20 protein-coding genes are annotated in these 23,016 nt (G+C 68.0%); 5 read left to right on the top strand and 15 right to left on the bottom strand.

Annotated elements, in window-relative coordinates; all coding sequences use genetic code 11:
* Positions 1 to 63 precede the first annotated feature (63 nt).
* Together ACPTTC_RS07795 and ACPTTC_RS07790 are read left to right on the top strand one after the other, a co-directional pair.
* Complete coding sequence (locus ACPTTC_RS07795) at positions 64 to 792, top strand: response regulator (RefSeq protein ID WP_423392088.1); 729 nt, start codon at positions 64 to 66, stop codon at positions 790 to 792.
* Positions 793 to 2,184, top strand: coding sequence for an ATP-binding protein (locus ACPTTC_RS07790; RefSeq protein ID WP_423392087.1), 1,392 nt, complete (start codon positions 793 to 795; stop codon positions 2,182 to 2,184). It begins immediately after the preceding gene.
* Positions 2,185 to 2,247: 63 nt separating this feature from the next.
* Here the strand turns inward: ACPTTC_RS07790 and ACPTTC_RS07785 are convergent, their stop codons facing one another.
* The 6 genes from ACPTTC_RS07785 to ACPTTC_RS07760 form a co-directional block, all read right to left on the bottom strand.
* Positions 2,248 to 3,288: a FecCD family ABC transporter permease gene (locus tag ACPTTC_RS07785; protein WP_423392086.1), complete on the bottom strand. Its 1,041-nt coding sequence runs from the start codon at positions 3,286 to 3,288 to the stop codon at positions 2,248 to 2,250.
* Positions 3,285 to 4,280 carry an ABC transporter substrate-binding protein gene (locus ACPTTC_RS07780; RefSeq protein ID WP_423392085.1) on the bottom strand — a complete coding sequence of 332 codons (996 nt, stop codon included), beginning with the start codon at positions 4,278 to 4,280 and terminating at the stop codon, positions 3,285 to 3,287. The genes ACPTTC_RS07785 and ACPTTC_RS07780 overlap by 4 nt, the downstream gene beginning before the upstream one ends.
* Before the next feature lie 5 nt (positions 4,281 to 4,285).
* The gene (locus ACPTTC_RS07775) at positions 4,286 to 5,083 is read right to left on the bottom strand and encodes an ABC transporter ATP-binding protein (protein ID WP_423393332.1); all 798 of its coding nucleotides are present in this window, start codon (positions 5,081 to 5,083) and stop codon (positions 4,286 to 4,288) included.
* A complete protein-coding gene (locus ACPTTC_RS07770; protein WP_423393331.1) occupies positions 5,083 to 7,173 on the bottom strand; it encodes a TonB-dependent receptor in 2,091 nt (696 codons plus the stop codon). Before ACPTTC_RS07770 ends, ACPTTC_RS07775 begins: the two co-directional genes overlap by 1 nt.
* Before the next feature lie 214 nt (positions 7,174 to 7,387).
* Positions 7,388 to 7,654, bottom strand: coding sequence for a hypothetical protein (locus ACPTTC_RS07765; RefSeq protein ID WP_423392084.1), 267 nt, complete (start codon positions 7,652 to 7,654; stop codon positions 7,388 to 7,390).
* Positions 7,655 to 7,816: 162 nt separating this feature from the next.
* The gene (locus tag ACPTTC_RS07760) at positions 7,817 to 8,740 is read right to left on the bottom strand and encodes a LysR family transcriptional regulator (RefSeq protein WP_423392083.1); all 924 of its coding nucleotides are present in this window, start codon (positions 8,738 to 8,740) and stop codon (positions 7,817 to 7,819) included.
* A gap of 118 nt (positions 8,741 to 8,858) precedes the next feature.
* Here ACPTTC_RS07760 and ACPTTC_RS07755 point away from each other — a divergent pair, with 118 nt between their 5' ends.
* The gene (locus ACPTTC_RS07755) at positions 8,859 to 9,740 is read left to right on the top strand and encodes an intradiol ring-cleavage dioxygenase (protein WP_423392082.1); all 882 of its coding nucleotides are present in this window, start codon (positions 8,859 to 8,861) and stop codon (positions 9,738 to 9,740) included.
* Between the two features lie 146 nt (positions 9,741 to 9,886).
* On the opposite strand, the gene ACPTTC_RS07750 is transcribed toward ACPTTC_RS07755, so the two are convergent.
* Both ACPTTC_RS07750 and ACPTTC_RS07745 read right to left on the bottom strand, forming a co-directional pair.
* Positions 9,887 to 10,327 carry a nuclear transport factor 2 family protein gene (locus ACPTTC_RS07750; RefSeq protein WP_423392081.1) on the bottom strand — a complete coding sequence of 147 codons (441 nt, stop codon included), beginning with the start codon at positions 10,325 to 10,327 and terminating at the stop codon, positions 9,887 to 9,889.
* Between the two features lie 49 nt (positions 10,328 to 10,376).
* Positions 10,377 to 12,401: an FAD-dependent oxidoreductase gene (locus tag ACPTTC_RS07745; protein WP_423392080.1), complete on the bottom strand. Its 2,025-nt coding sequence runs from the start codon at positions 12,399 to 12,401 to the stop codon at positions 10,377 to 10,379.
* Positions 12,402 to 12,552: 151 nt separating this feature from the next.
* On the opposite strand from ACPTTC_RS07745, the gene ACPTTC_RS07740 reads away from it, so the two are divergent.
* Complete coding sequence (locus ACPTTC_RS07740) at positions 12,553 to 13,089, top strand: PadR family transcriptional regulator (RefSeq protein ID WP_423392079.1); 537 nt, start codon at positions 12,553 to 12,555, stop codon at positions 13,087 to 13,089.
* A gap of 22 nt (positions 13,090 to 13,111) precedes the next feature.
* A complete protein-coding gene (locus ACPTTC_RS07735) occupies positions 13,112 to 13,240 on the top strand; it encodes a hypothetical protein (RefSeq protein WP_423392078.1) in 129 nt (42 codons plus the stop codon).
* 79 nt (positions 13,241 to 13,319) lie between these two features.
* On the opposite strand, the gene ACPTTC_RS07730 is transcribed toward ACPTTC_RS07735, so the two are convergent.
* The 7 genes from ACPTTC_RS07730 to wecB form a co-directional block, all read right to left on the bottom strand.
* Complete coding sequence (locus tag ACPTTC_RS07730; RefSeq protein WP_423392077.1) at positions 13,320 to 14,300, bottom strand: NADPH:quinone oxidoreductase family protein; 981 nt, start codon at positions 14,298 to 14,300, stop codon at positions 13,320 to 13,322.
* A gap of 148 nt (positions 14,301 to 14,448) precedes the next feature.
* A complete protein-coding gene (locus tag ACPTTC_RS07725; RefSeq protein WP_423392076.1) occupies positions 14,449 to 16,278 on the bottom strand; it encodes an acyl-CoA dehydrogenase in 1,830 nt (609 codons plus the stop codon).
* A gap of 107 nt (positions 16,279 to 16,385) precedes the next feature.
* Entirely contained in the window at positions 16,386 to 17,153 is a 768-nt protein-coding gene (locus tag ACPTTC_RS07720) for a class II aldolase/adducin family protein (protein WP_423392075.1), read from the bottom strand.
* A 68-nt stretch (positions 17,154 to 17,221) separates the two neighbouring features.
* Positions 17,222 to 19,546, bottom strand: coding sequence for a molybdopterin cofactor-binding domain-containing protein (locus tag ACPTTC_RS07715; protein WP_423392074.1), 2,325 nt, complete (start codon positions 19,544 to 19,546; stop codon positions 17,222 to 17,224).
* A complete protein-coding gene (locus ACPTTC_RS07710; RefSeq protein WP_226197991.1) occupies positions 19,543 to 20,004 on the bottom strand; it encodes a (2Fe-2S)-binding protein in 462 nt (153 codons plus the stop codon). Before ACPTTC_RS07710 ends, ACPTTC_RS07715 begins: the two co-directional genes overlap by 4 nt.
* A 570-nt stretch (positions 20,005 to 20,574) precedes the next feature.
* Positions 20,575 to 20,715 (bottom strand): hypothetical protein, encoded by a 141-nt coding sequence (locus tag ACPTTC_RS07705; protein ID WP_175972064.1) that lies wholly within the window; start codon positions 20,713 to 20,715, stop codon positions 20,575 to 20,577.
* Positions 20,712 to 21,929, bottom strand: coding sequence for a non-hydrolyzing UDP-N-acetylglucosamine 2-epimerase (wecB, locus tag ACPTTC_RS07700; protein ID WP_175972065.1), 1,218 nt, complete (start codon positions 21,927 to 21,929; stop codon positions 20,712 to 20,714). Before wecB ends, ACPTTC_RS07705 begins: the two co-directional genes overlap by 4 nt.
* Between the last annotated feature and the right edge of the window lie 1,087 nt (positions 21,930 to 23,016).

The following is a 23,016-nucleotide window of genomic DNA, read 5'->3' as shown; positions in this document are numbered from 1 at the left end:
GAATTCGCGTGCCGCGCGCCCGCGCGCAGAAGTGGAAGACGACGCGCGCATTCCGAGGAGACCATGAAGAACGACAATCCGCTCAAATACCGTGTGCTGCTGATCGAGGACGACGACCGCCTCGCGCAGCTCGTGCGCGAATACCTCGACGGCTACGAATTCGCGGTGACGGTCGTGCGGCGCGGCGATCTCGCCGTCGCCGCGGTACGCGAGCACCGGCCGGCGCTGGTGATACTCGACCTGATGCTGCCGAATCTCGACGGGATGGAAGTCTGCCGGCGCATTCGCGCGTTCACCAACATCCCGGTGCTGATTCTCACCGCGCGCGCCGATGTCTACGACCAGGTCGCGGGCCTCGAGACCGGCGCCGACGACTACGTGACGAAGCCGATCGAGCCGCGCGTGCTGGTCGCGCGCGCCCGCGCGCTGCTGCGCCGCGCGCAGCCCGCCGCGCCGGAACCGGCCGCCGCCGAGCCGCAAGCCCTCGTGTTCGGCGAGCTGACGATTTCGCCGCCGAACCGGACGGTCACGTGGCGCGGCGAGCCGGTCGACCTGAAAACCACCGAATTCAACCTGCTGCTGATCCTCGCGCGTGCGGCCGGCACCGTGCTGAGTCGCGACGACATCCTGAGGCAGCTGCGCGGGATCGAGTTCGACGGGCTCGACCGCTCGGTCGACTCGGGCATCTCGAAGCTGCGCCGCCGCTTCGAGGACGTTTCGTCGGAGCCGCACCGGATCAAGACGATCTGGGGCCGCGGCTACCTGTTCAGCCCTTCCGCCTGGGACGAGTAAATGCTGCGCCCGCTGATCAAGCTGTACCTCATCGTGATCCTGTGCGGCGCCGCCTCGATCGTGTTCATCCAACTCTCGTTCGACAGGATTTTCTACGAGCGCGCGGCACAGGCGCAGCGCGATTCGCTGACCACCTACGCGTTCGTGCTGAACGACTACCTCGAACGCCATCCGGGCGCGCAGCGCATGCTCGCGCTGCGCGAACTCGCGCAACACGGCAACGAACGATTCGGTTTCGTGACGATGGCCGACGCCCGTGCGCAACTGAGCGGCGCGCCGCTGCGCGACCTCGACGCCGGCAAGATCGCGATCAGCTACGACGGCAGGAACTACTACATGCCGCTCGCGGACGGCTCCGTGCTCCATGCGCGCCCGATCGAGCCCGCCGACCTCGACATCAAGATCTATGCGTACCTGGTGATCGCGTTCGCGGCGCTGTTCGCCGTCGCGCTGTGGACCTCGTATCACTGGCGCGACCTGCGCCGGCTGCAGGAGGCCGCGCGCGCGTTCGGCGCGGGCAACCTGTCGACGCGCGTGAAGCTGTCGGGCCGGTCGAACATCTACGAGCTGTCGCAGCAGTTCAACGACATGGCCGAGCGCATCGAAGCGTCGATCAAGCAGCAGCGCGAAATGATGCACGGCATCTCGCACGAACTGAAGACGCCGCTCGCGCGGCTCGAATTCGGGCTCGCGCTGCTCGCGGAGCCCGACGAGACGGGCCGCATGCGCGAACGCCGCGACGCGCTGCGGCGCGACGTGCGCGAACTCGACGAACTCGTGACCGAGCTCCTGACGATCGGCCGGCTCGAACAGGGCGCGAGCCAGCTCGCGCCGATGGAAGTCGTCGTCGATGCGCTGCTCGACAGCGTCGCCGGCAACGTCGCGAACGACATCGTCGATCGCGACATCACGCTCGACGTGTCGGCGCTCGACGTGTCGGCGCTCGGCGCACCCGCGACCCACGTGTGCGACCCGAAGCTGGTCGCCCGCGCGTTGCTGAACCTGATCCGCAACGGCGCGCGCTACGCATCGCGCACGGTGCTGCTCGCCGCCGAGCGCAACGCGTCCGGCGCGCTCGTGCTGAGCGTCGATGACGATGGCCCCGGTATTCCGGCCACCGAACGCGCCCGCGTATTCGAGCCGTTCCAGCGACTCGACTCCAGCCGCGACCGGCAGACCGGCGGCTTCGGGCTCGGGCTCGCGATCGTGCGGCGCGTTGCGCTGGTGCATGGGGGCGACGTGCGGCTCGAGGATTCGCCGCTTGGCGGCGCACGCTTCGTGATCACACTGCCCGCGCTGACGCTGCCGGACAATCTGTTCGATTTGCCGGACCCCCTCACGCGCACCGACGCGTTCGGCGGCAACGCCGGCATGGCCGCTCCGCGGCAATGAAGCGCGCGGCAGGCGCCCCGGCCGCCTTCGCCTGACCGCCTGCCGCCGGGGCGTGCGCGCCGCTCAGCGGCGGCGCAGCAGCGCGACGAAGAACAGGCTGCCGAACATCGCGGTCACGATTCCGATCGGCAGATCCTCCGGTGCCGCGAGCGTGCGAGCGGCCACATCGGCCCATACGAGCAGAATCGCACCGGTCAGCGAGGCCACCGGCAGCAGCCTGCCGTGCTCGGCGCCGACGACGCGACGGCACAGATGCGGCGTCACGAGCCCGACGAAGCCGATCGCCCCGCTCACCGCCACCATCGCGCCGGTCGCGAACGACGCGACGACGAAGACCTCGCGCCGCATCCGCGCGCTCGGCACGCCGAGCGCAGCCGCGGCAGCATCGCCCGACATCAGCGCATTCAGTTCGCGCCGGCGCGCGTACAACGCGCCGCCGGCAAGCGTCGCGCATACGGCCGGCACCGGCAACAGATCCCAGCGCGCGAGCCCGACGCCGCCGAGCATCCAGAACAGCACCGACGACGCTGCGCGCTGGTCGCCGAGATACAAGAGCAGGTTGCCGAACGCCGCCATCATGAACGACACGGATACGCCGGCGAGCAGCAGCCGGTCCGATTCGAGCCGGCCACGCCGGTAAGCGAGCGCAACGACGCAAGCGGTCGCCGCGAGCGCGCCCGCGAATGCGGCGGCCGACAGCGTGAACGGGCCGAATGCCGCACCGGTCATCACGGTGACCGCGACGGCGCCGAGCATCGCGCCCGCGCTCACGCCGAGCAGGTGCGGATCGGCCAGGCGGTTCGCGGTCGCGGCCTGCAGCGCCACGCCGACCGCTGCCAGCGTCGCGCCGACGATCGCGGCCAGCAGCGCGCGCGGCATCCGGATCAGCCAGACGATGCTGTCGTCGCCCGCCCCCGCCGCGAACGCGCCGGTCTCGCCGAACGCCGACACGATGTGCGTGGCGACGATCCGCACCGCAGTCGAGATCGCAATCGGCGCCGGGCCGAACGCGGCCGACGCGACGATCGACACGACCAGCAGCAGCGCTAGCGCCGGCAGCACCACGCGCATGTCGGGCCGCGATGCAGGCACGCGCACGCTCATCGCGCCGGCCCGGCGAACGCGGCCGGATACAACGCGCGCGCCAGCGTCTCGACGGCCGCGACGTTCTCGGGGCCCGGCGTCGCCGCGTCGTAAGGAATAACGATGAAGCGCCGATCGCGGATCGCGGCCACGCGCGCGAGCGACGGCTGGCTCAGCAGGAACTGCTGCTTCTGCGCAGCCGTCACGGCCGAATAGTCGACGATCACGATCACCTGCGGATCGCGCGCGACCACGCTTTCCCAGCTCACCTGCGTCCAGCTGCGCGGCAGGTCGGCCATCACGTTGCGCGCCCCGGCCGCCGACAGCAACGCGGTCGGCATCGCGAGAGCGCCGGCCGTCATCGGCTTGTCGGTGCCGCTGTCGTACACGAACACGCGCAGCGGCTGCGGGCGCCCGACCGTGCGCGACACCGCCGCGAGACGCGCACGCATCGCGGCGACGACCTGCGCGGCGCGCGCGTCGACACCGAAGATCCGGCCGAGATTGGTCAGGTCGCGGAACACATCGTCGAACGAGGCCGCCGACTGTTTCATCACGTGCGAGCACGATTCGGTCAGCTCGTAGGTACGGATGCCGAATGGCGCGAGCGTCGCGGGCGTCACCGGGCCGCCGACATGCATCCCGTAGTTCCAGCCCGCGAGATAGAAGTCGGCGCGCGCGGCCGCCAGCACCTCGAGCGACGGATACTGGCTTGCCAGTTCAGGCACGCCGCGCAGCGCATCGCGCACGCGCGCGGTGCCCGTCTTCCAGCCGCCGATCCCGGTGTAGCCGACGAGCCGGTCCTTCAGGCCGAGCACGAGCATCATCTCGGTCAGGTTCACGTCGTTGCTCACCGCACGCGTCGGCGCGCGCTCGAACGTCACGTCGCGATCGCAACTGCGCACGGTGACGGGATAGGCCCCCGCATGAGCGGCCGCGCAGCCGAGCACGGTCGCGGCAACCAGCCGACGGGACAGGGATGACAAAGCGGAGGACAAGACAGGAAACGGCATGGCGGTCATTCCGGATGAAGCGGCGTGATGCGCGGCCGGCCCGTGACGGGATGGCGATCGACGAGCGCGGCGACGCCGAACACGTCGCGCAGCAGCGCTTCGGTCAGCACGTCGGCCGGCACGCCCGATGCGACGACCCTGCCGTGCGCGAGCACGTGGAGCCGGTCGCAATACGCGGCCGCGAGATTGAGGTCGTGAATCGTGGCGAGCGTCGCGATGCCGAGGCGTCGCACGCGCGCGAGCAGTTCGAGCTGGTGACGCAGGTCGAGATGGTTGGTCGGCTCGTCGAGCAGCAGCAATTCAGGCTGCTGCGCGAGCGCGCGGGCCAGCAGCGCGCGCTGCTTCTCGCCGCCCGACAGCGACGCGAAGCGTTGCGCACGGCGCTCGACGAGGCCGACGTCGTGCAATGCGGATTCGACGATCCGGCAATCGTCCGCCGTCTCCGCATCGAACGGCCGCAGGTGCGGCGTGCGCCCCATGCCGACCAGTTCGTCGACCGTCAGCCCGAAATCGTCCGGCGTCTCCTGCTGCAGCACCGCGATGCGCTGCGCGACCGCGCGCGGCCGCATGCGCCACACGTCCTGCGCATCGAGCGCGACGCGGCCGGCATCGGGCCGCGCGTAACGGAACACGCAGCGCAGCAGGCTCGTCTTGCCGCTGCCGTTCGGGCCGACCAGCCCGACGAACTCGCCTTCGGCCACGCTCAGCGTCACCGAATCGAGCACGGTGATCGCGCCGCCGGGAGACCAGCTCACGCGCTCGATATCGAGCATATGCGCCACGGGAGGCTCGTCGCGCCGCATCAGAAGCGCATCGTCGCGACGAGCTCCGCCGACCGCGACGGGCCGAGCAGCCATTGCTCGCCGCCGTTCGACGTCGTCACCGCATACGTGCGGTTCGCGAGATTGCGCAGGTACAACGCCAGCTCGGTGCGCGACGTCGGCTGCCAGCGCAGCGACGCATCGAACACCGTGTAGGACGGCACCTGCACGCGGTTCGCGTCGTCGCCGTACGTCGCGCCGACGTAGCGCACGCCCGCATTCGCCTGCCAGCGCTCGGCAAACGCCCAGCCGAGCCAGAGGTTCGCGGTCTGCTGCGGCACGTTCGACGGCACGTTGCCGGCCCGCGACACCGTTGCGCCGCCGGTCGTCTGGTTGAACGCGTCGTAGCGTGCACGCAGCAGCGCGACGTTCGCATCGACCGTCCAGCCGTGCGGCATCCGCGCGCCACCGGTCAGCTCGATGCCGCGCGACGATTGCCGGCCGACCTGCTGGCGCAGCGCGGGATTGAACGGATCGGTACTGAGCAGGTTGCGCTTCGTGATGTCGTACACGGCGAACGTCCAGTATGCGCGGCCGTCGAGCAGCGTCTGCTTGAGCCCGGCCTCCCACTGCTCGCCGGTCGCGAGCCGATAGCTTGCCTGCGACGCGGACAGCGTCACGAGCGAGCCGAGGCCCTCCGCGCCCGTCGTGTACTGCGCATACGCGCTGAGCGTCGGCGCAACGTCGAACACGAAGCCCGTGCGCCAGCCGACGTTCGCGAAACGCTTGTCGAAGCCCGCTCCGGTCGCGGCCTGCTCGCGACTGAACGCGATATGGTCGTAGCGCAGGCCGCTCACCCACGCGAGCCGCGGCAGCACTTCGAGCCGGTTCTCGGCGAACACCGCGGCCTGCCGCGCCCGCGTGCTGAACTGCGGCACCGTCGGGTCGGGGCTCGTGAACACGCCGGGATCGAAGCCATGCGCGGGCACGGTCGATTCACCGCCATACGGCGAATTGTTGGTGCCGCTGAACGTGATCTGGCTGAATTCCGTGCCGACGACGAAGCGGTTCGCACGGCCGAACAGCGTGCCGTCGAAGCGTGCGCTCAGCCGGTCGCCGATCTGGCGCTGATGGTGGCCGATGTCGAGATAGTCGCTGCGCGTGACGAGACCCGTCGCGGCATCGAGCGCATACGATTCGGCATTGCGCCAGTGGCGGTTCGACGTCAGGTAGTAAAGCTGGTTGTCGATCGTCACGCCGGCCGTCGGCCGGTAGCGAGCCGACAGGCGCGTCCACTGGTCGTAGTAGGACATCGTCGCATCGGCGACGTTGTAGTTGAGCTTGCGCAGCGACGGATCGAGCACGCCGTTCGGCGCCGGCACGCCATAGTAGGTCGCCGGCATCTGGCGGCCGTAGTCGAAGTCGAGCGTCAGCGTGAGCTTCGGGCTCACGTCGAACTTCAGCGCGCCGCCAACGGCCGTCGTATGCGTATCGGCGCGCTCGGCGAGACCGTTCGCGCGCGCATCGCTCGCATAGAAACGATACGACAGCTGCGAGCCGAGCGCCCCCGTCGTATCGAACGCGGCGCGCTTCGCGCCGTCGGGGCCCACACCGACCTGCAGCGTGGTCTCGCGCATGCGCTGCGGCCGCTTCGGCACCACGTTCACGACACCGCCGATCGCCCCTTCGCCGTACAGCACCGACGCCGGGCCGCGCAGCACCTCGATACGCTCGACCGACCACGTATCGAACGGGAAGGTGATCGTGCCGGCAGCCGGCATCAGCCGCACGCCGTCCAGCAGCGTCATCACCGATTCCTGCCCGCTGAAGCCTCGCACGCTCAATGCGGTGCCGCCGTTGCCGGGCGCCATCGCACTCGAGAACCCCGCGGTGCGCGTCACCGCGTCGAGCACCGTGCGATCGCCGCGCGCGTCGATCGTGGCGGCCGTGACCGTCTCGACACTCGCGGGCGTGTCGAGGCTCGCGAGCCCGAGCCGCGAGCCCGTCTCGAGCGGCTGCGTCAGCGGGTCGGCCGGTGCGGCTTGCGCGCTGATGTTGATCGCCGGCAGCGCATGCCGCTCGTCCGGTGCGGGTGCGGCCGCTTCGCCGGCCATCGCGCCGGAGGTCGCCATCGCGCAACCCAGCAGGGTCGTGCAGCCGCGTGCGCGCCACGCGCGAGCCTGCCGGCGCGGCGCGGCAGCGTGCCGCTCCCCGCGCGCCGGGTTGAATCTGGTGTTCGTCACGTCGTATCGATCTTCGGATGGAGTCGCCGCGCGCGGCCACACCGGGCAGCCCGGGCGGCCGGCAACGCAAACGTCAGATGATACAATATATCAATCTGATTCGTCAGGAGTTTGTCAGGTTATGCCGGCCGCCCTGCCGACGGGCGTCGCGCGCCGCGCTATCGCCGTCCGGCCCGGCAAACCGGTTCGATGCCGAGTACGGCGTGTCGTTGAAGTACCGCGTGTTGCCGGGCGGCGGAAGCGGCCCGTTCGGCACCGTGTCGACGCCGAACGGATAGCTGACCTGCCCGTTCTCCGGGGCCGATGCCGCAACCTGAATGTCCCCGGCGATCAGGAATGCCAATGGCGCCCGTCGCAATGCGAACGTCATGTCGCCCCCAGGCCGGATTGCTATCGCGTCATCGCGAGCCGCGCATCACAGGCCCGGGGCGACGCCACGCAAGGCGCACGACTGCGGCGGAACCGACGACGCTCGGGAGAACCGTTCTTCGTGACACGGAGAAATACGCGACGGTGCCGCACCCGCCTGCGCTCAGCGGCCGACTTCCTTCCATTTGCGCGCGAGCCCGAGACGTTCGAAACGCTCGATCAGGAATTCGGTGAAAACGCGGATCTTCGCCGGCTGGTGACGGCGGCTCTGGTACGCGATGTTGACGGTGAGCACCGGCAGTTGCCAGTCGGTGAGCACCGGGACCAGCTTCCCCGCGACGATATCGTCGTGAATGATGTAGAGCGGCTGGATCAGGATGCCGAGCCCGGCAAGCGCCGCGGCGCGGATCACCTGCCCTTCGTTCGCATCGAGCACGCTCTTGATCGTGACCGACCGCTTCTTCGCGCCGTGGCGGAAATGCAGGACATACGGGTCGTTCGCGAGGTTGTAGACCAGCAGCCGGTGGTCGCCCAGCGCATCGGGCGTCTCCGGCGCGCCGTGCTTCGCCAGATACCCGGGCGACGCGGCCAGCACGCGCCGCGTCTCGGCGAGCTTGCGCACGGTGATGCCCGAATCCGCTTCATGCTCGCGCGTGCGGATCGCCACGTCGATGCCGGCCTCGATGAAATCCGGATAGCGGTTCGCCGCGACGATCTGCACGTTCAGGTTCGGGTAGCGCCGGTGAAACTCCGGCAATGCGGGGGCGAGATAGATCGACGCGAACGATACCGACGCGGTCACGCGCAGCGTGCCGGCCGGGTTGACGCTCGCTTCGTTGACCGCCGCATCGGCCTCCGACAGTTCCATCAGGATCGCGACGCAGCGCCGGTGATATTCATGCCCGGCGTCGGTCAGCCACAGGCGCCGCGTGGTGCGCTCGACGAGCCGCGCACCGAGCCGTTCCTCCAGCGCGTTCAGGCAGCGGCTCGCCGCCGCGCTCGACATTCCGAGCCGCTCGGCAGCCTTCGACAGGCTGCCCAACTCGGCGACCTGCACGAAAAATTCGATCTGGGTCCACTTGTCCATGGGTTCGATTCTTCCACCTGGCGGAGAACAAAACTCCTCCCCGCCCTCTTTTTTACGATTCCAGGAAGAATTAATGTTACGTCTGCGCGCCATCCAACGACATCAGGAGACACCCCCTATGCGCAATCTCGACGAAGACACCATTACGCAGGCCGTGATCGCGTCGCTCGCCGGCTGTCGCGACGAGCGGTTGCGCACGGTCATGACCAGTCTCGTCCAGCACCTGCATTCGTTTGCGCGGGAGACGAAGCTCACCGAGGCTGAATGGCAAGCCGCGATCGGCTTCCTGACCGCCGTCGGCCACATCACCGACGACAAGCGTCAGGAGTTCATCCTGCTTTCCGACGTGCTCGGGCTGTCGACCCTCGTCACCGCGCAGAATCATGCGAAGCCGGCTGGCTGTACCGAAGCGACCGTATTCGGCCCGTTCTACGTCGAAGGCAGCCGCGACTTCGGTATGTTCGACGACATCGCGAACGGCGCGTGCGGCGAACCCTGTTTCGTGTCGGGCCACGTGCGCGGCATCGACGGCATGCCGATCGCGCATGCGTCGCTGGAAGTCTGGCAAGCCGACGAGGACGGGCACTACGACGTGCAACTGCCGGCCGACGACGGCTCGGTCACGCACCGCGCGCGCGGCCGGCTGCGCACCGGCGCCGACGGCCGTTACGCATTCCGCTCGATCCTCGCCGAGCCGTATCCGATTCCGCACGACGGCCCCGTCGGAGCGATGCTCGACGCGCTCGGCCGTCATCCGTGGCGCCCCGCGCACCTGCACTTCATGATCGACGCGCACGGCTACGAAACGCTGATCACGCACGTGTTCCGCGACGGCGACCGCTATCTCGACTCCGATGCGGTGTTCGGCGTACGGTCGACGCTCGTTGCCGACTGGGTCCGGCACGCGCCCGGCATCGCGCCGGACGGATCGCGCATGGACACGCCGTTCTACACGCTCGACTACGACTTCGTGCTCAATCCTGCGGCGCGCGCCGCATGATCCGCCACGTCTCGGGCAGGCCGTCAACGAGGACGATCCGCGCAAGCACGCGCGCCATGCGCGGCTCGTCGACGCGTCGCACGGTCTCGCGCGTTGGTCCGGCAAGCGCATCGAACGCGTCGACGTGCCGTCCGGCGATGCGACGCTCAGCCGCCGATCTTGAACGTCGGCAACTGCTGCCCGAGCCGCGCGCCCATTTCCGCGCCCAGCGCCTGCAGCGCGTTGAACGGCCGGATCATGACCTCGAATTCGACGATTCGCCCTTCGTCGTCGAAACGGATCATGTCGATCCCCGTCAGCGCCTTGTCACCGACGGCCGCGCTGAACTCCAGCACCACGCTCTTGCCGTCGCCGGTAACGAACTGCCGGTGATAGGTGAAATCCTCGAGGATCGTGATGACCGTGCGCAGCGCCAGCAATAGCGCGGGCGCCGGCCCGTAGGGCTTGAACGCCATCGGCGAACGGAACACGGCGTCCGGATGGACGATCGAATCCAGTGCGCCAAAATCCTTGCGTTCGATCATCGCATGCCACTTGTCGAGCGATTGCGCGACAGCGGGTTGAAGATGCAGCGGTGCGTTCGTCATCGAAGACTCCAGTATCGTCGGGCGGAAAAAAGCGAACCAGTCTCAAGCCTCAGAGGGTGGCGGCAAGCGTCGTACCCTGGTGAATCGCGCGCTTCGCGTCGAGTTCGGCCGCTTCGTACGCGCCGCCGATCACGTGCACCTTGCGCCCGGTCGCCTCCAGTTGCTCCGCCAGTTCGCGCAACGGTTCCTGTCCCGCGCAGATCACGACGTTGTCCACTGGCAGCGTCTGTTCGACGCCGTCGATCGTCACGTGGAATCCCTCGTCGTCGATCCGTCCGTAGGTCACCGCCGACGACATGCCGACACCGCGCGCCTTCAGCGCCGTGCGGTGGATCCATCCGGTGGTCTTGCCGAGCCCGTCGCCGACCTTCGACGCCTTGCGCTGCAGCAGATGGATGTGTCGCGCCGCCGGTTCGGGCTGCGCACGGCGCAAGCCGCCTGCGTTCGCATACGACGGGTCGACACCCCACTCGGCGAAGAAGCGGTCCGAGGCGCCCTGTTCGCCGTCTTCGCGACGAACGAGATATTCCGCAACGTCGAAGCCGATGCCGCCGGCGCCGACGATCGCGACGCTGCGGCCCACGGCCTTGTCGTCGCGCAACACGTCGAGATAGCCGAGCGTCTTCGCATGCCCGACGCCATCGATCGGCGGCGTGCGCGGCACGATGCCCGTCGCGATCACGATTTCGTCGAATTCGCCTTGCAGCAGCATCTCGGCGGTCGCCCGCGTATTGACGTGGAGCGTCACGCCGCGCAGTACGATCTGGCGGCGGAAATAGCGCAGCGTCTCGTTGAACTCTTCCTTGCCGGGCACCTTCTTCGCGATGTTGAACTGGCCGCCGATCTCGGCGCCGGCTTCGTACAGCGTCACCGCATGACCGCGTTCGGCCGCGGTCACCGCGAAGCCGAGGCCCGCCGGCCCGGCGCCGACCACGGCGATCCGCTTGCGCTGCCGCGCGGGGCGAATCACGAGCTCGGTTTCATGGCACGCGCGCGGATTCACGAGGCACGACGTGATCCTGCCGCTGAACGTATGGTCGAGGCAGGCCTGGTTGCAGCCGATGCACGTGTTGATTTCGTCCGCGCGCCCTTCGCGCGCCTTGCGGACGAACGCGGCATCGGCGAGAAACGGCCGCGCCATCGACACCATGTCGCAATAGCCGTCGGCCAGCAGCGGCTCCGCGACTTCCGGCGTGTTGATCCGGTTGGTCGCGACGAGCGGGATGCCGACCTTGCCCATCAACTGCCGCGTGACCCAGGCATATGCGGCGCGCGGCACCTTCGTCGCGATGGTCGGAATGCGCGCCTCGTGCCAGCCGATACCCGTATTGATGATCGTTGCGCCGGCCGCCTCGATCGCCTGCGCGAGCCGGATCACTTCGTCGAGCGTCGAGCCGCCTTCGACGAGATCGAGCATCGACAGCCGGTAGATCAGGATGAAGTTCGTGCCGACCCGCTCGCGCACGCGCCGCACGATCTCGACCGGGAAACGGATACGGTTCTCGTAGGCACCGCCCCATGCGTCGTCGCGATGGTTGGTGCGAGCGGCGATGAATTCGTTGATCAGGTAGCCCTCCGACCCCATGATCTCGACGCCGTCGTAACCCGCATGCTGCGCGAGCGCCGCGCATCGCACGAAATCGGCGATCGTCTCGTCGACTTCATCGCTGCTCAGCGCATGTGGCATGAACGGGTTGATCGGCGCCTTCAGCGCGCTCGGTGCGGCGAGCGCCGGGTGATACGCATAGCGCCCGAAGTGGAGGATCTGCAGCGCGATCCTGCCGCCCTCCGCGTGCACCGCACGCGTCACGACACGATGACGCTCTGCCTCCGCTTCGGTCGTCAGCATCGCGCCGCCCGGGGCCGGACGGCCCCGTTCGTTCGGCGCGAATCCGCCCGTCACGATCAGGCCGGCCTCGCCGCGCGCGCGCTCCGCATAGAACGCCGCCATCCGCTCAAAGCCGTTCGGCGCTTCCTCGAGGCCCACGTGCATCGATCCCATCAGTACACGGTTCCTGAGCGACGTGAAGCCGAGCTCGAGCGGGGTCGTCAGATGCGGATAGCGCTGTGTCATCGGGGGTCACCCATTTTTATGCAACAAGTTGCACAGATGTTAGTCGACCGCTTTTGTTTATGCAACCCGTTGCATAAACGCATCCATCATCTTGTACCGTGACCCCGATATGGCAAGATGCGGTTCATTCCGCGGCCTCCTCCGACCCGACATGTCCCTGCCCCACGCACTCCTCACCGCCCTCGCCGAACGCCCCGGTTCGGGCTCCGAACTCGCCGACCGCTTCGATCGCTCGATCGGCTATTTCTGGCAGGCGACGCACCAGCAGATCTATCGCGAGTTGGGGCGCCTCGAAGAAGCGGGCTGGATCGAATCGCTGCCGGCCGAATCGGGGCGCGGCCGCAAGCGCACGTACCGGATCCTGCCGGCCGGCAAGAAGGAGTTGCGGCGCTGGATCGCCGAACAGGAGGATCCGACGCCGCTGCGCGAAGCGCTGATGGTGCGTCTGCGCGCGGAAGCGGTGCTCGGCCCGGCCGGCCTCGATGACGAAATCAGGCGGCGCATCGCGCTGCACCAGGAGAAGCTCGACCTGTATCTGCAGATCGAGGCGCGCGATTTCCCGGAAGACACTGATTCGCGCACGAAGCGTCTTCAGCACCTGGTACTGCAAGCCGGCATCGCGAACGAGCGGTTCTGGGTCGAGTTCTCGCAGCAGGCGCTCGACGTGCTGCGCTCGCCGAAAGACTGACCGGCTGACGGAGGAAAGGACGATGACGCAGAAAACCGTGCTCTGCCACGGCGATTCGAACACGCACGGCACAGGCCCGATGACGCGTGCCGGCATACTCGAGCGGTTTGCGCGCGAAGAGCGCTGGACCGGCGTGCCGGCGGGTCATTGAAGAAGGGTTGTGCCTGACGCGCGCGAGCACTGCGCCACAACCACGCGGCGTCCACCGGCACGCCGCGTGCGCAAAGCCGTCACGCGTCCGGCAGGATCACCACCTTGCCCTTCACCTGCCGGTTCGCCATCCGCGCAATCGCATCGGCCGCACCTGTCAGTGACACACGCTCGGTGATCGCGGGTCGCACCTTGCCGGCCGCGAACCACTCGGCAAGCAGGTGCATGTTCGCGACATGCTGCTTCGGATCGCGGCGCACGGCATCGCCCCAGAACACGCCCAGAATGTCGCGCTCCTTGAGCAGCGCCAGGTTCAGCGCGATCTTCGGAATCTCGCCGGCCGCGAAACCGACCACGAGGAACCGGCCGCGCCAGGCAGTCGCGCGCAACGCCGCCTCGCTGTAGGCGCCGCCCACCGGATCGTAGACGACGTCCGCACCGCGCCCGCCGGTCAGTTCGTCCACACGGCGGCGCAGGTCTTCGGTCGCATAGTCGATCGTCTCGTCGGCGCCCGCCTCACGACACAACGCCAGCTTGTCCGCACTCGACGCCGCCGCGATCACACGCGCGCCGAGCGCCTTCGCGATCTCGATCGCGGCGAGCCCGACCCCGCCCGCCGCGCCCAGCACGAGCAAGGTCTCGCCCTGCTGCAGCCGCGCGCGCTGCTGCAATGCGTGCAGCGACGTGCCATACGCGAGCACGAGCGCCGCGCCCTGCTCGAACGTCATGCCCGGCGGCAGCGCGGCAATCTGGTGCACGTCGGCCACGCACTGCTGCGCGAACCCGCCGTGCCCGGTGAACGCAACCACCGAATCGCCCGGCCGCCACGCGGTCACGCCTTCACCCACCGCGTCGATCACGCCGGCGAATTCCGCGCCCGGCGAAAACGGCAGCGCCGGCTTCACCTGGTACAACCCCTGGACGATCAGCGCGTCGGGGAAATTGAGCGATGCGGCCTTCACCTGAACCCGGACCTGGCCCGCGGCCGGCTCGGGAGTCGCCACGTCCTCGATGCGCAAGCTGTCGATCGGGCCGAATGCGGTACACAACAGGGCTTTCATGCGCTTCTCTCTCCTTGTGCGGCGTGGCCGCGCATTGGGTCAGCCTGCGGGGCACGCCCGCACGGCCGGTTCACGACGCATACGCGACAGCCGACGGAATCGGCATCCGCGACATCGTCTGCATTCCGGAATGTCGATGAAGCAACGATCAGAACCACGCGTCGCGCATGTCGAGCGTCGTCGTATCGACGCTCGCGAGCAGATCGAGCTGCGCATCCACTTTCGGCAATTCCCATTTGTAGAAGTAACGGGCGGCCGCACGCTTGCCGTCGTGGAAATCGTCGGCTTGCCCGTGCGCGGCGAGCGTCACGTCGAGCCACAGCCATGCGACGACGAGATGGCCGAACGCTTCCAGATAGACGCTCGCATTCGCGAGCCGCACCTGCGGATCGCCGATCGCGCCGAGTTGCCGCGTGACCTCGACCAGCCGCGCCCAGCGCCGCGCCAGCGCGTCGGCCTGCTCGCGCAGGCCGGCATCGAGCGTGCGCGCACGTTCGATAGTCGTGCCGATCCGCGCATCCAGTGCGCGCAGCAATGCGCCATCGTCCTGCGCGACCTTGCGGCCCAGCAGGTCGAGCGCCTGGATCCCGTGCGTGCCTTCGTGAATCGGGTTGAGCCGATTGTCGCGATAGAGCCGCTCGACCGCGTAATCGCGCGTGTAGCCATAGCCGCCGTGCACTTGGATCGCAAGGTCGTTCGCCGCAAGACACCACTGCGACGGCCAGCTTTTCGCGATCGGCGTCAGGATGTCGAGCAGGCGCGCGGCGTCGGCGCGCGCGTCGGGGTCGACGTGCGCGCGTGCTTCGTCGACTAGCTTCGCGCAGTACAGGATCAGCGCGAGACCGCCTTCGACATAAGCCTTCTGCGCGAGCAGCATGCGCCGCACGTCCGGATGCCCGACGATCGGCGCCTGCGGCGCGGCGGCATCCTTGCCCGCCGGCCCGAGCGGGCGCCCTTGCGGCCGGTTGCGCGCATAGTCGAGCGCGTGCAGGTAACCCGTGTAGCCGAGCGCCACCGCGCCCGCGCCGACACCGATGCGCGCCTCGTTCATCATGTGGAACATGTACGCCAGACCGTGGTTCGGCTGGCCGACCAGATAGCCGATCGCGCCTGCGCGCCCTTCCGGGCGGTAGCGCGTGCCTTCGCCGAAGTTCAGCAGGCAGTTGGTGGTGCCGCGGTAGCCCATCTTGTGGTTCAGCCCGGCGAGCACCACGTCGTTGTGCTCGCCCTGCGCCGCGCCGTCGCTGCCCGGCAGGTACTTGGGCACGATGAACAGCGAGATGCCGCGCGTGCCGGGCAGCAGCCGGCCATGTTCGTCGGGAATCTTCGCGAGCACGAGGTGAACGATGTTCTCCGCCAGCTCGTGCTCGCCGCCCGAGATCCACATCTTGTTGCCGGTCAGCCGGTAGCGCGGGCCGAGCGGCGAATCGCCCTCGAAATCCGCACGCGTCGCGATGTCGGACAGCGACGAACCGGCTTGCGGCTCGGACAGGCACATGGTGCCGAGGTAGCGCCCTTCCAGTTCCGGGCGCGCGAACGCGTCGATCTGCGCGGGGCTGCCGTGCGCGACGAGCAGGTTCGCGTTGGCGACGGTCAGGAACGGATAGGCGGCCGTCGCGATGTTCGCGGCCTGGAAGTACAGGAACGACGCGGCTTCGACCAGCTTCGGCAAGCGCATGCCGCCGAGCGCTTCGTCATGGCCCGCGGCGATCAGCCCGGCGTCCGCAAAGGCGCGCACGGCCGGTTCGACGTCCGGGATCAGCGTCACGCGCTCGCCGTCGAAGTGCGGCTCCTCGCGATCGCCACGCGCCGCATGCGGCGCGAACAGGTCTTCGGCAATCCGCTCGCTGGTGTCGAGCACCGCGCCGAACGTCTCGCGACTGTGTTCGGCGTAATGCGGCAGCGCGACGAGCGCTTCCGCGTCGAGCCAGTCATACAGCAGGAACGCGAGATCGCGTCGCGACATCAACAAGCTCATCGTGCTGCCTCCCGGGGCCGGCATCGTCAGCCGAATGAAGGGTTCCGTGACTGCAGGTGCTGCCGGGAATTTAGCACGGTCGTTCTAAACCGACAACGACAGATGCGCTAGTTCGCGTAACCGGGATTGCGCCGATCGAGCCGGCGCAGCAAGCCGGGCCAGACGAGCGCCCCGGCGCCCATCCCGCGCGTCACCGCGGCGATCTGCTGCTTGATGCCGTCGAGAATCGGTTGCGCGATCGGCAGCAACGCCGAGCCGCCGGCCTGCGCACGGACCTGGATCATGCAGGCCGCTTCGAAGAAGTACATCGCGACGAACGCGTCTGCCGGCGTCGCGCCAACGGTCAGCAGGCCGTGGTTGCGCAACATCAGGTTCGTGTTGGCGCCGAGGTCGTGCACGAGGCGCGCCTTCTCGCCCTCGTTGAGCGCAATGCCCTCGTAGTCGTGATAACCGAGCGACGCCAGCACGCCGAGCGACTGCTGCGACAGCGGCAGCAAGCCCCCTTCCTGCGCCGACACGGCGACGCCGTTGATCGAGTGCGTATGCATCACGCACAGCGCGTCGTCGCGGGCCGCATGCACCGCGCTGTGGATGGTGAAGCCGGCCGGATTGATCTCGTAGGGTGATTCGGACACCTTGCGTCCGTCGAGATCCACCTTGACCAGCGACGATGCCGTGATCTCGTCGAACATCATGCCGTACGGGTTGATCAGGAAGTGGTGCTCCGGGCCGGGTACGCGCGCGGAAATATGGGTGAACACGAGATCGTCCCAGCCGAACAGCGCGGTGAGGCGATACGCCGCCGCCAGGTTGACTCGCGCATCCCATTCGGTGGGGGAAACTGCCTGCTTCACGCTGACATCGGATGAGGCCACGTCGACACTCCTTGTTCAAGGATGGATGCGTACCGGGCCGCACGATGCGGCCCGGCCTGGGGATGGTGTCACCCCGCCCGGCGCTTCGCGAGCTGATCGGCGACCGGCAGGCTGCGGATGCGCGTGCCGGTCGCCGCGAAGATCGCATTGGTCAGCGCCGGCGCAACGGGCGGCAGGCCCGGCTCGCCCACGCCGCCGAGCGGCGTCGCAAAATCGTCCGGCGCGACGAGATGCACGCGAATTTCGCGCGGCGCTTCGTTCATTCTCAGCACCTGGAAGCCGTTGAAGTTGCTCTGCTCCGGGTGGCCGTCCTTGAACGTGATCTCCCCGTGCAGCGCGATCCCGAGCCCCATCACCACCGCGCCCTCGAGCTGCGAGCGTACCCGCTCCGGATTGACCTGCGGCCCGCAGTCGATCGCGATATCGACTCGCGGCACCGCGATCTTGCCGTCGGCATCGACCTGCACCTCGCACACCGCCGCCGTGTACGACGCGAAGCTGCGATGCGCGGCGATCCCGAGCCCGTGCCCCTTCGGCAGCGCGCGCCCCCAGCCTGCTCCGCGCGCGACCGTCTCGACCACGCGCCGTAGCCGCCCGGTATCGACCGGATACAGCGCCGGATCCTCGCCGTAGTTCACGTTCTTCACCGCGATGTGCGGCTCGAATCGCCGCGCGGGACCGATCAATTCGAGCAGGAAATCCTTCGGGTCGCGACCGGCCGCATGCGCCAGCTCCGACACGAAGCTCTGGATGCCGAATGCATGCGGGATGTTGTAGACCGAACGGAACCAGCCGATTCGCGTATGCGCTTGCGCGGCCGGATTCTCGATCCGCACGTTCGGAATCGCGAACGGCAGGTCGGCAATCCCCTGCGCGAGCTCGCCCGGCTGCTCGTGTACGACGCCGGCCCGGAACGTCGACTGGATCGACGGCGCGACCGTGCGATGCTGCCACGCGACCACGTTCCCCGACGCATCGATCCCGCCATCGAACGCCTCGAGCGACACCGCGTGGAAATAGTCGTGCGCGATGTCGTCCTCGCGTGTGAACGTCAGCTTGACGGGCGCGCCGGCCGCCTTCGACAGCAGCGCCGCCTCCACCACGTAGTCGGGCTTCGACTTGCGGCCGAAACCGCCGCCGAGCAGCGTCACGTTGACCGTCACGCGCTCCGTCGGCAACCCGAGCGCTTTCGCGACCTCGTCGCGCGTGGTCTGGGGCGCCTGCGTGCAGGTCCACACTTCGCAGCGCCCGTCGGCCACGCGCGCGACGGCCGCGGGCGGCTCCATCGTCGCGTGCGCGAGATGCGGGACGTAGTACGTCGCACGCACGCGCTTCGCGGCGCCGGCCAGCGCTGCCGCCGCGTCGCCGTCGTTGCGGATCACGTCGCCCGGTTGCGCGGCAGCCGCTTCGAGCGTCTTGCGATACTCGGCCGAATCGTAGTTCGCGTGGGGCCCGCGCTTCCAGTCGATCTTCAGTTGCGCACGCGCCTGGATCGCCGTCCACGTATCGCGGGCGACGACGGCCACGCCGCCGAGCGGCTGGAAGCCGGACGGCAGCGGTGTCGGCGCGAGCGGCACGACCTTGACCACGCCCGGCAGCTGCTCCGCTGCCGATGCGTCGAACGACGCAACCGTGTCACCATAGGCCGACGGTCGCGCGACGACTGCATACAGCATGCCGTCGAGCCGCGTGTCGATCCCGTAGTGCGCGCGACCGCCGACGATGTCGCGCCCGTCGATCAGCGCCGTTTCGCCCTTGCCGATATAGCGGAATTCGGCCGGCGCCTTCAGCACCACCATTGCCGGATCCGGCGCCGGCAGCGCGGCCGCTTTCGCCGCCAGTTCGCCAAAGCCGAGCTTGCGCCCGCTCTTCGTGTCGACGACCTCATGCACCATCGCCTTGACCTGACGCGTATCGACGCCCCACACCGCGGCAGCCGCCTGTTCGAGCATCGTGCGCGCAGCCGCGCCCGCGCGGCGCAGCGCGGCGAAGCTCTGGCGCAGGCTGCGCGATCCGTCGGTGTTCTGGTTGCCATAGCGCGGCTCGTCGCCGACGGCCTGCGCGACCTTCACGCGCGCCCAGTCCGCGCCCAGTTCGTCCGCCACCACGAGCGCGACGCTCGTGCGCACGCCCTGCCCCATCTCGGAGCGGATACAGGTCACGGTGACCGTGCCGTCCGGCGCGATCGCGACGAACAGATGCGGATCGTCGCGCAACCCGTGCGGCATCCCCGCGCCGCCATACTGCGGATTCGCGCTGACGGGCGGCTGCACCGGCACGGCTGCGCGCGCGAGCGACGGCACGCCGAACGCGAGCAGCAACCCGCCGGATGCGAAGCCGAGCAGCAGCGCACGGCGGCTTTCGTTATGGACGGAGAGTTCGGACGCACTCATGCGGCACCTCCGCGGCGAACGGCCAGGCGGATGGCCGCGCGAATGCGCGTGTAGGTGCCGCAGCGGCAGATGTTCCCGGACATCGCATCGTCGATGTCGGCGTCGGTCGGATGGGGATTCGTTTTCAGTAGCGACGCGGCCTGCATGATCTGCCCGGACTGGCAGTAGCCGCACTGCGCGACGTTCAGTTCCTGCCAGGCCTGCTGCAGCGGATGATCGAGGGCCGTCGACAGTCCCTCGATCGTCGTCACGCGCTTGCCGGAAGCCGCGGCGACCGGCGTGATGCACGACCGGATCGCAACGCCGTCGAGGTGCACGGTGCAAGCACCGCACAGTGCCATGCCGCAGCCGAACTTGGTGCCGGTGTGGCCGAGGACATCGCGCAGATACCAGAGCAACGGCATATCGGGATTGCCGTCGAAGTGCTGCTCGCTACCGTTGACGGTCAGCGTGATCATCGTTCACCTCCTGGTCGAGGCGCCCGCGTCGCACCACGGGTGCCGGGTGGGGATTCGAACGGCAGCGGGTGCGTTCTGATGCGCCGGCCCGTGCCGTCTTGTCGACTGCTCCGCCGGCAGGACCAGCGGTCAATGCGTGGTTATCGGTGCGGCTGGCTGGGGAGGCTATCGGGCATGCGATCCGGATCGATAGCGGACACGCACCAGCCCGGATTCTGCTCCGTGCAAACCGTCATTCAGGCAACGCGATCATGTCGGGACTGCCAGAAACGGCGACTCGGATCGCGGCGCCTGCGTGCCAGGTTCGGCCCCGGCGGCTTCGACACGGCTCAGGGGAACCGGAATCGTATGCGGAATGACCCGGGCTCCAACTCTACCTGATGTGCGCCAGTTTTGCGCCGCCGGTGCATAGCGGTATGGGCGAGGCAAACCGGGGAGAGGTCGAAAGGGAATCGATGACGCATGACGTCTGTCACGCGAGTGGAACCGATCGGTGCGCCGGTCCCGGCGAGCGATGACGGCGCGACGCTGCCGCGCACCAACGCGCCGACGGTTCGCCGCAGTGCTTCGTTACATCGGGATCGCGTCCACACCGGCCTTCTTGTGGTCGTTGACGCGATCGAGCGTGAACGTGGCATGCGTCAGGTCGCCGTGCGAATCGAGCGCCGGGCATCCCGCTTGCACGGCATGCGGGTGCCCCGCCACGCTCACGGCGATCTCAACGCCTGCAACCCCAGCGTGAGCGCGTTGAACGGCATCTCCGACGCCCCCATCGAAAAGCTCGTCGCCTTCGTGGGCACCCCCGGATTGCGCATCAGCGCATGCACGATCCTCTCGCTCGCGTGACCGTCTCCGTATGGATTGCTCGCGCGCGCCATTTCCCCGTACGCGCTCTCGCTGTCGAACAGCCGCGACGCCTCCCACACGATCCGCTCCTGATCGGTGCCGACGAGCCGTGCGGTACCGGCCTGGATCGCTTCCGGCCGCTCCGTCGTCTCGCGCGTCACCAGAACCGGCTTGCCCAGCGCCGGCCCTTCTTCCTGAATGCCGCCGGAATCGGTGATGATGAAATGCGCGCGCGACATCAGGAATACGAACGACAGGTATTCTTGCGGCTCGATCAGGTAGATGTTCGGTACGTGGCCGAGCCGTGCACGCGCCGGCTCCCGCACGTTCGGATTCATGTGCAGCGGATAGACGAACTGCGCATCGGGATAGCGGTTCGCGAGCGTGCAGAGCGCGTCGCAGAAATTCTGGAACGGCTCGCCGAAACTTTCGCGACGATGCCCGGTGATCAGCACCACGCGCCGCGACGGCTCGAGAAACGGAAACTGTCCTGCGACCTTCTCCGACAGCGCCGCAGTGGAGTCCAGCATGCGCTTGACCTCGTGCAGCGCATCGATCACGGTATTGCCGGTCAGCACGACCGCCCCGCCCGGTACGCCCTCGCTGAGCAGGTTGTCGCGTGCCTGCCCGGTCGGCGCGAAATGCCACGACGACACCGCGTCGGTCACGCGGCGGTTCAACTCCTCCGGCCAGGGCGACCAGATGTCACCGCTACGCAAGCCGGCCTCCACGTGCCCGACTGGCAAATAACGGTAGAACGCCGCGAGACTGACCGCGAGCGTGGTCGTCGTATCGCCGTGAACCAGCACGACGTCCGGACGCAATTCGTCGAAGACGATGCCGATTGCCTGAAGAATGCCGGTCGTCACGTCGGTCAGCGTCTGACTTTGGCGCATCACGTTGAGATCGTAATCGGGCTTGATGTCGAACAGCGTCAGCACCTGATCGAGCATTTCACGGTGCTGCGCGGTCACGCATACCCTGGCGTCGACATCCGCTTGTGCCTTCAATGCACGCACCAGCGGTGCCATCTTGATGGCCTCCGGCCGAGTCCCGAACACAAGCAATATCTTTTTCATCGTTATCCTCGTTGAGCCATTTCGCGCCGAATGACCCTCCTCGTTGCGCGAATCATGTATTCAGGCGGCGCCTCCCGTACTCGCACGCGATCGACACGTTGCGGTGTCGCGGAGCGAGCGCGCCGCCCGGTTCGCGCGGTCTGCGCCACGCGAATCGTCGTACTACCGGCGTCCTGTTACGCTTGGTCAATCACGTCATGAGTCGTTCCTCGCTTGGCCACGCGTCACGTCTTTTCGTCACGCTTCTTCCTCTACAGCAATATTCAAACCAGCCACCCCCGTGACCGTCTCCGGTTCGCATTGCATGCCCCGCACACACGCGGTGCGCGACGGAATGTTTCACAACTGCTACGCGTGTCGCAGCGCCGGTCAAGCGCGACACAGGCAAACACCGGGACAGTCGCACGATCGCTTCGACGACGTCGTCCGACGAATCCCGAACGCATGTCGAGCGTCCATCGCGCATCGGATCTCCCGCATCTGTCGACGCGCGTTGCGCGTCCTTGATCAGCCACTTTTGTCTGTGCAGCCGGCGGTGCGGTCGAGCGCGTGGCCACGGTCACGCACGAGGGCTTAACCCGCCATGCAACGTCATTCACGTCGCACGAATCAACGGGGCGGGAAATGTTGCGAATGTGTAACGCAGGTGCGGAACGGGGCTGTTGCATCGGAGTCCGGCCCATGCAACGCACACGCCCTCATGGAACGCATCGGCATTCCGGCCGATGCACTCGCAACGAACGACGCGGTGCACATCACCGCGCAGAGTCGTGCTGCCAAGGCGGCACCGGTTCGGCAGACAATTCGCTCGACGCACGACGCGTGCGGGCAGCGACGCCGATCGTGTACGGGCATTCGACCCGCGCGCACGCTGATTCTTCGATGAATCAAAATTCACCGCCTTCGTTCGCGCCACGCGCCCGCCCTCCCCCTCGTCCCTTGCTGCGCGCGGCATCGCGGCCGATGGCTCATGCCTTGCTTAATGACAGTCAAGGGTGCCCCGAAGCACTCGTCCGACAGCGGACGAACGGGGACGCCCGGGCAACGAAGCCGGAAGGAAACGCGACGCGTCCGCCTGGAGCGCAAG

The organism is Burkholderia mycopellens (assembly GCF_964265025.1).
Taxonomy (GTDB): Bacteria; Pseudomonadota; Gammaproteobacteria; order Burkholderiales; family Burkholderiaceae; genus Burkholderia.
This window is presented reverse-complemented; position numbering and strand designations above follow the sequence as displayed.

What these genes read in the sequence shown, in the direction of transcription:
- wecB (WP_175972065.1), bottom strand. Translation starts at nt 21,929, where the DNA reads ATGAAAAAGATATTGCTTGTGTTCGGGACTCGGCCGGAGGCCATCAAG.
- ACPTTC_RS07785 (WP_423392086.1), bottom strand. Translation starts at nt 3,288, where the DNA reads ATGAGCGTGCGCGTGCCTGCATCGCGGCCCGACATGCGCGTGGTGCTG.
- ACPTTC_RS07730 (WP_423392077.1), bottom strand. Translation starts at nt 14,300, where the DNA reads ATGAAAGCCCTGTTGTGTACCGCATTCGGCCCGATCGACAGCTTGCGC.
- ACPTTC_RS07710 (WP_226197991.1), bottom strand. Translation starts at nt 20,004, where the DNA reads ATGATCACGCTGACCGTCAACGGTAGCGAGCAGCACTTCGACGGCAAT.
- ACPTTC_RS07780 (WP_423392085.1), bottom strand. Translation starts at nt 4,280, where the DNA reads ATGCCGTTTCCTGTCTTGTCCTCCGCTTTGTCATCCCTGTCCCGTCGG.
- ACPTTC_RS07770 (WP_423393331.1), bottom strand. Translation starts at nt 7,173, where the DNA reads ATGGCGACCTCCGGCGCGATGGCCGGCGAAGCGGCCGCACCCGCACCG.
- ACPTTC_RS07790 (WP_423392087.1), top strand. Translation starts at nt 793, where the DNA reads ATGCTGCGCCCGCTGATCAAGCTGTACCTCATCGTGATCCTGTGCGGC.
- ACPTTC_RS07760 (WP_423392083.1), bottom strand. Translation starts at nt 8,740, where the DNA reads ATGGACAAGTGGACCCAGATCGAATTTTTCGTGCAGGTCGCCGAGTTG.
- ACPTTC_RS07740 (WP_423392079.1), top strand. Translation starts at nt 12,553, where the DNA reads ATGTCCCTGCCCCACGCACTCCTCACCGCCCTCGCCGAACGCCCCGGT.
- ACPTTC_RS07735 (WP_423392078.1), top strand. Translation starts at nt 13,112, where the DNA reads ATGACGCAGAAAACCGTGCTCTGCCACGGCGATTCGAACACGCACGGC.
- ACPTTC_RS07715 (WP_423392074.1), bottom strand. Translation starts at nt 19,546, where the DNA reads ATGAGTGCGTCCGAACTCTCCGTCCATAACGAAAGCCGCCGTGCGCTG.
- ACPTTC_RS07745 (WP_423392080.1), bottom strand. Translation starts at nt 12,401, where the DNA reads ATGACACAGCGCTATCCGCATCTGACGACCCCGCTCGAGCTCGGCTTC.
- ACPTTC_RS07795 (WP_423392088.1), top strand. Translation starts at nt 64, where the DNA reads ATGAAGAACGACAATCCGCTCAAATACCGTGTGCTGCTGATCGAGGAC.
- ACPTTC_RS07725 (WP_423392076.1), bottom strand. Translation starts at nt 16,278, where the DNA reads ATGAGCTTGTTGATGTCGCGACGCGATCTCGCGTTCCTGCTGTATGAC.
- ACPTTC_RS07775 (WP_423393332.1), bottom strand. Translation starts at nt 5,083, where the DNA reads ATGCGGCGCGACGAGCCTCCCGTGGCGCATATGCTCGATATCGAGCGC.
- ACPTTC_RS07750 (WP_423392081.1), bottom strand. Translation starts at nt 10,327, where the DNA reads ATGACGAACGCACCGCTGCATCTTCAACCCGCTGTCGCGCAATCGCTC.
- ACPTTC_RS07765 (WP_423392084.1), bottom strand. Translation starts at nt 7,654, where the DNA reads ATGACGTTCGCATTGCGACGGGCGCCATTGGCATTCCTGATCGCCGGG.
- ACPTTC_RS07755 (WP_423392082.1), top strand. Translation starts at nt 8,859, where the DNA reads ATGCGCAATCTCGACGAAGACACCATTACGCAGGCCGTGATCGCGTCG.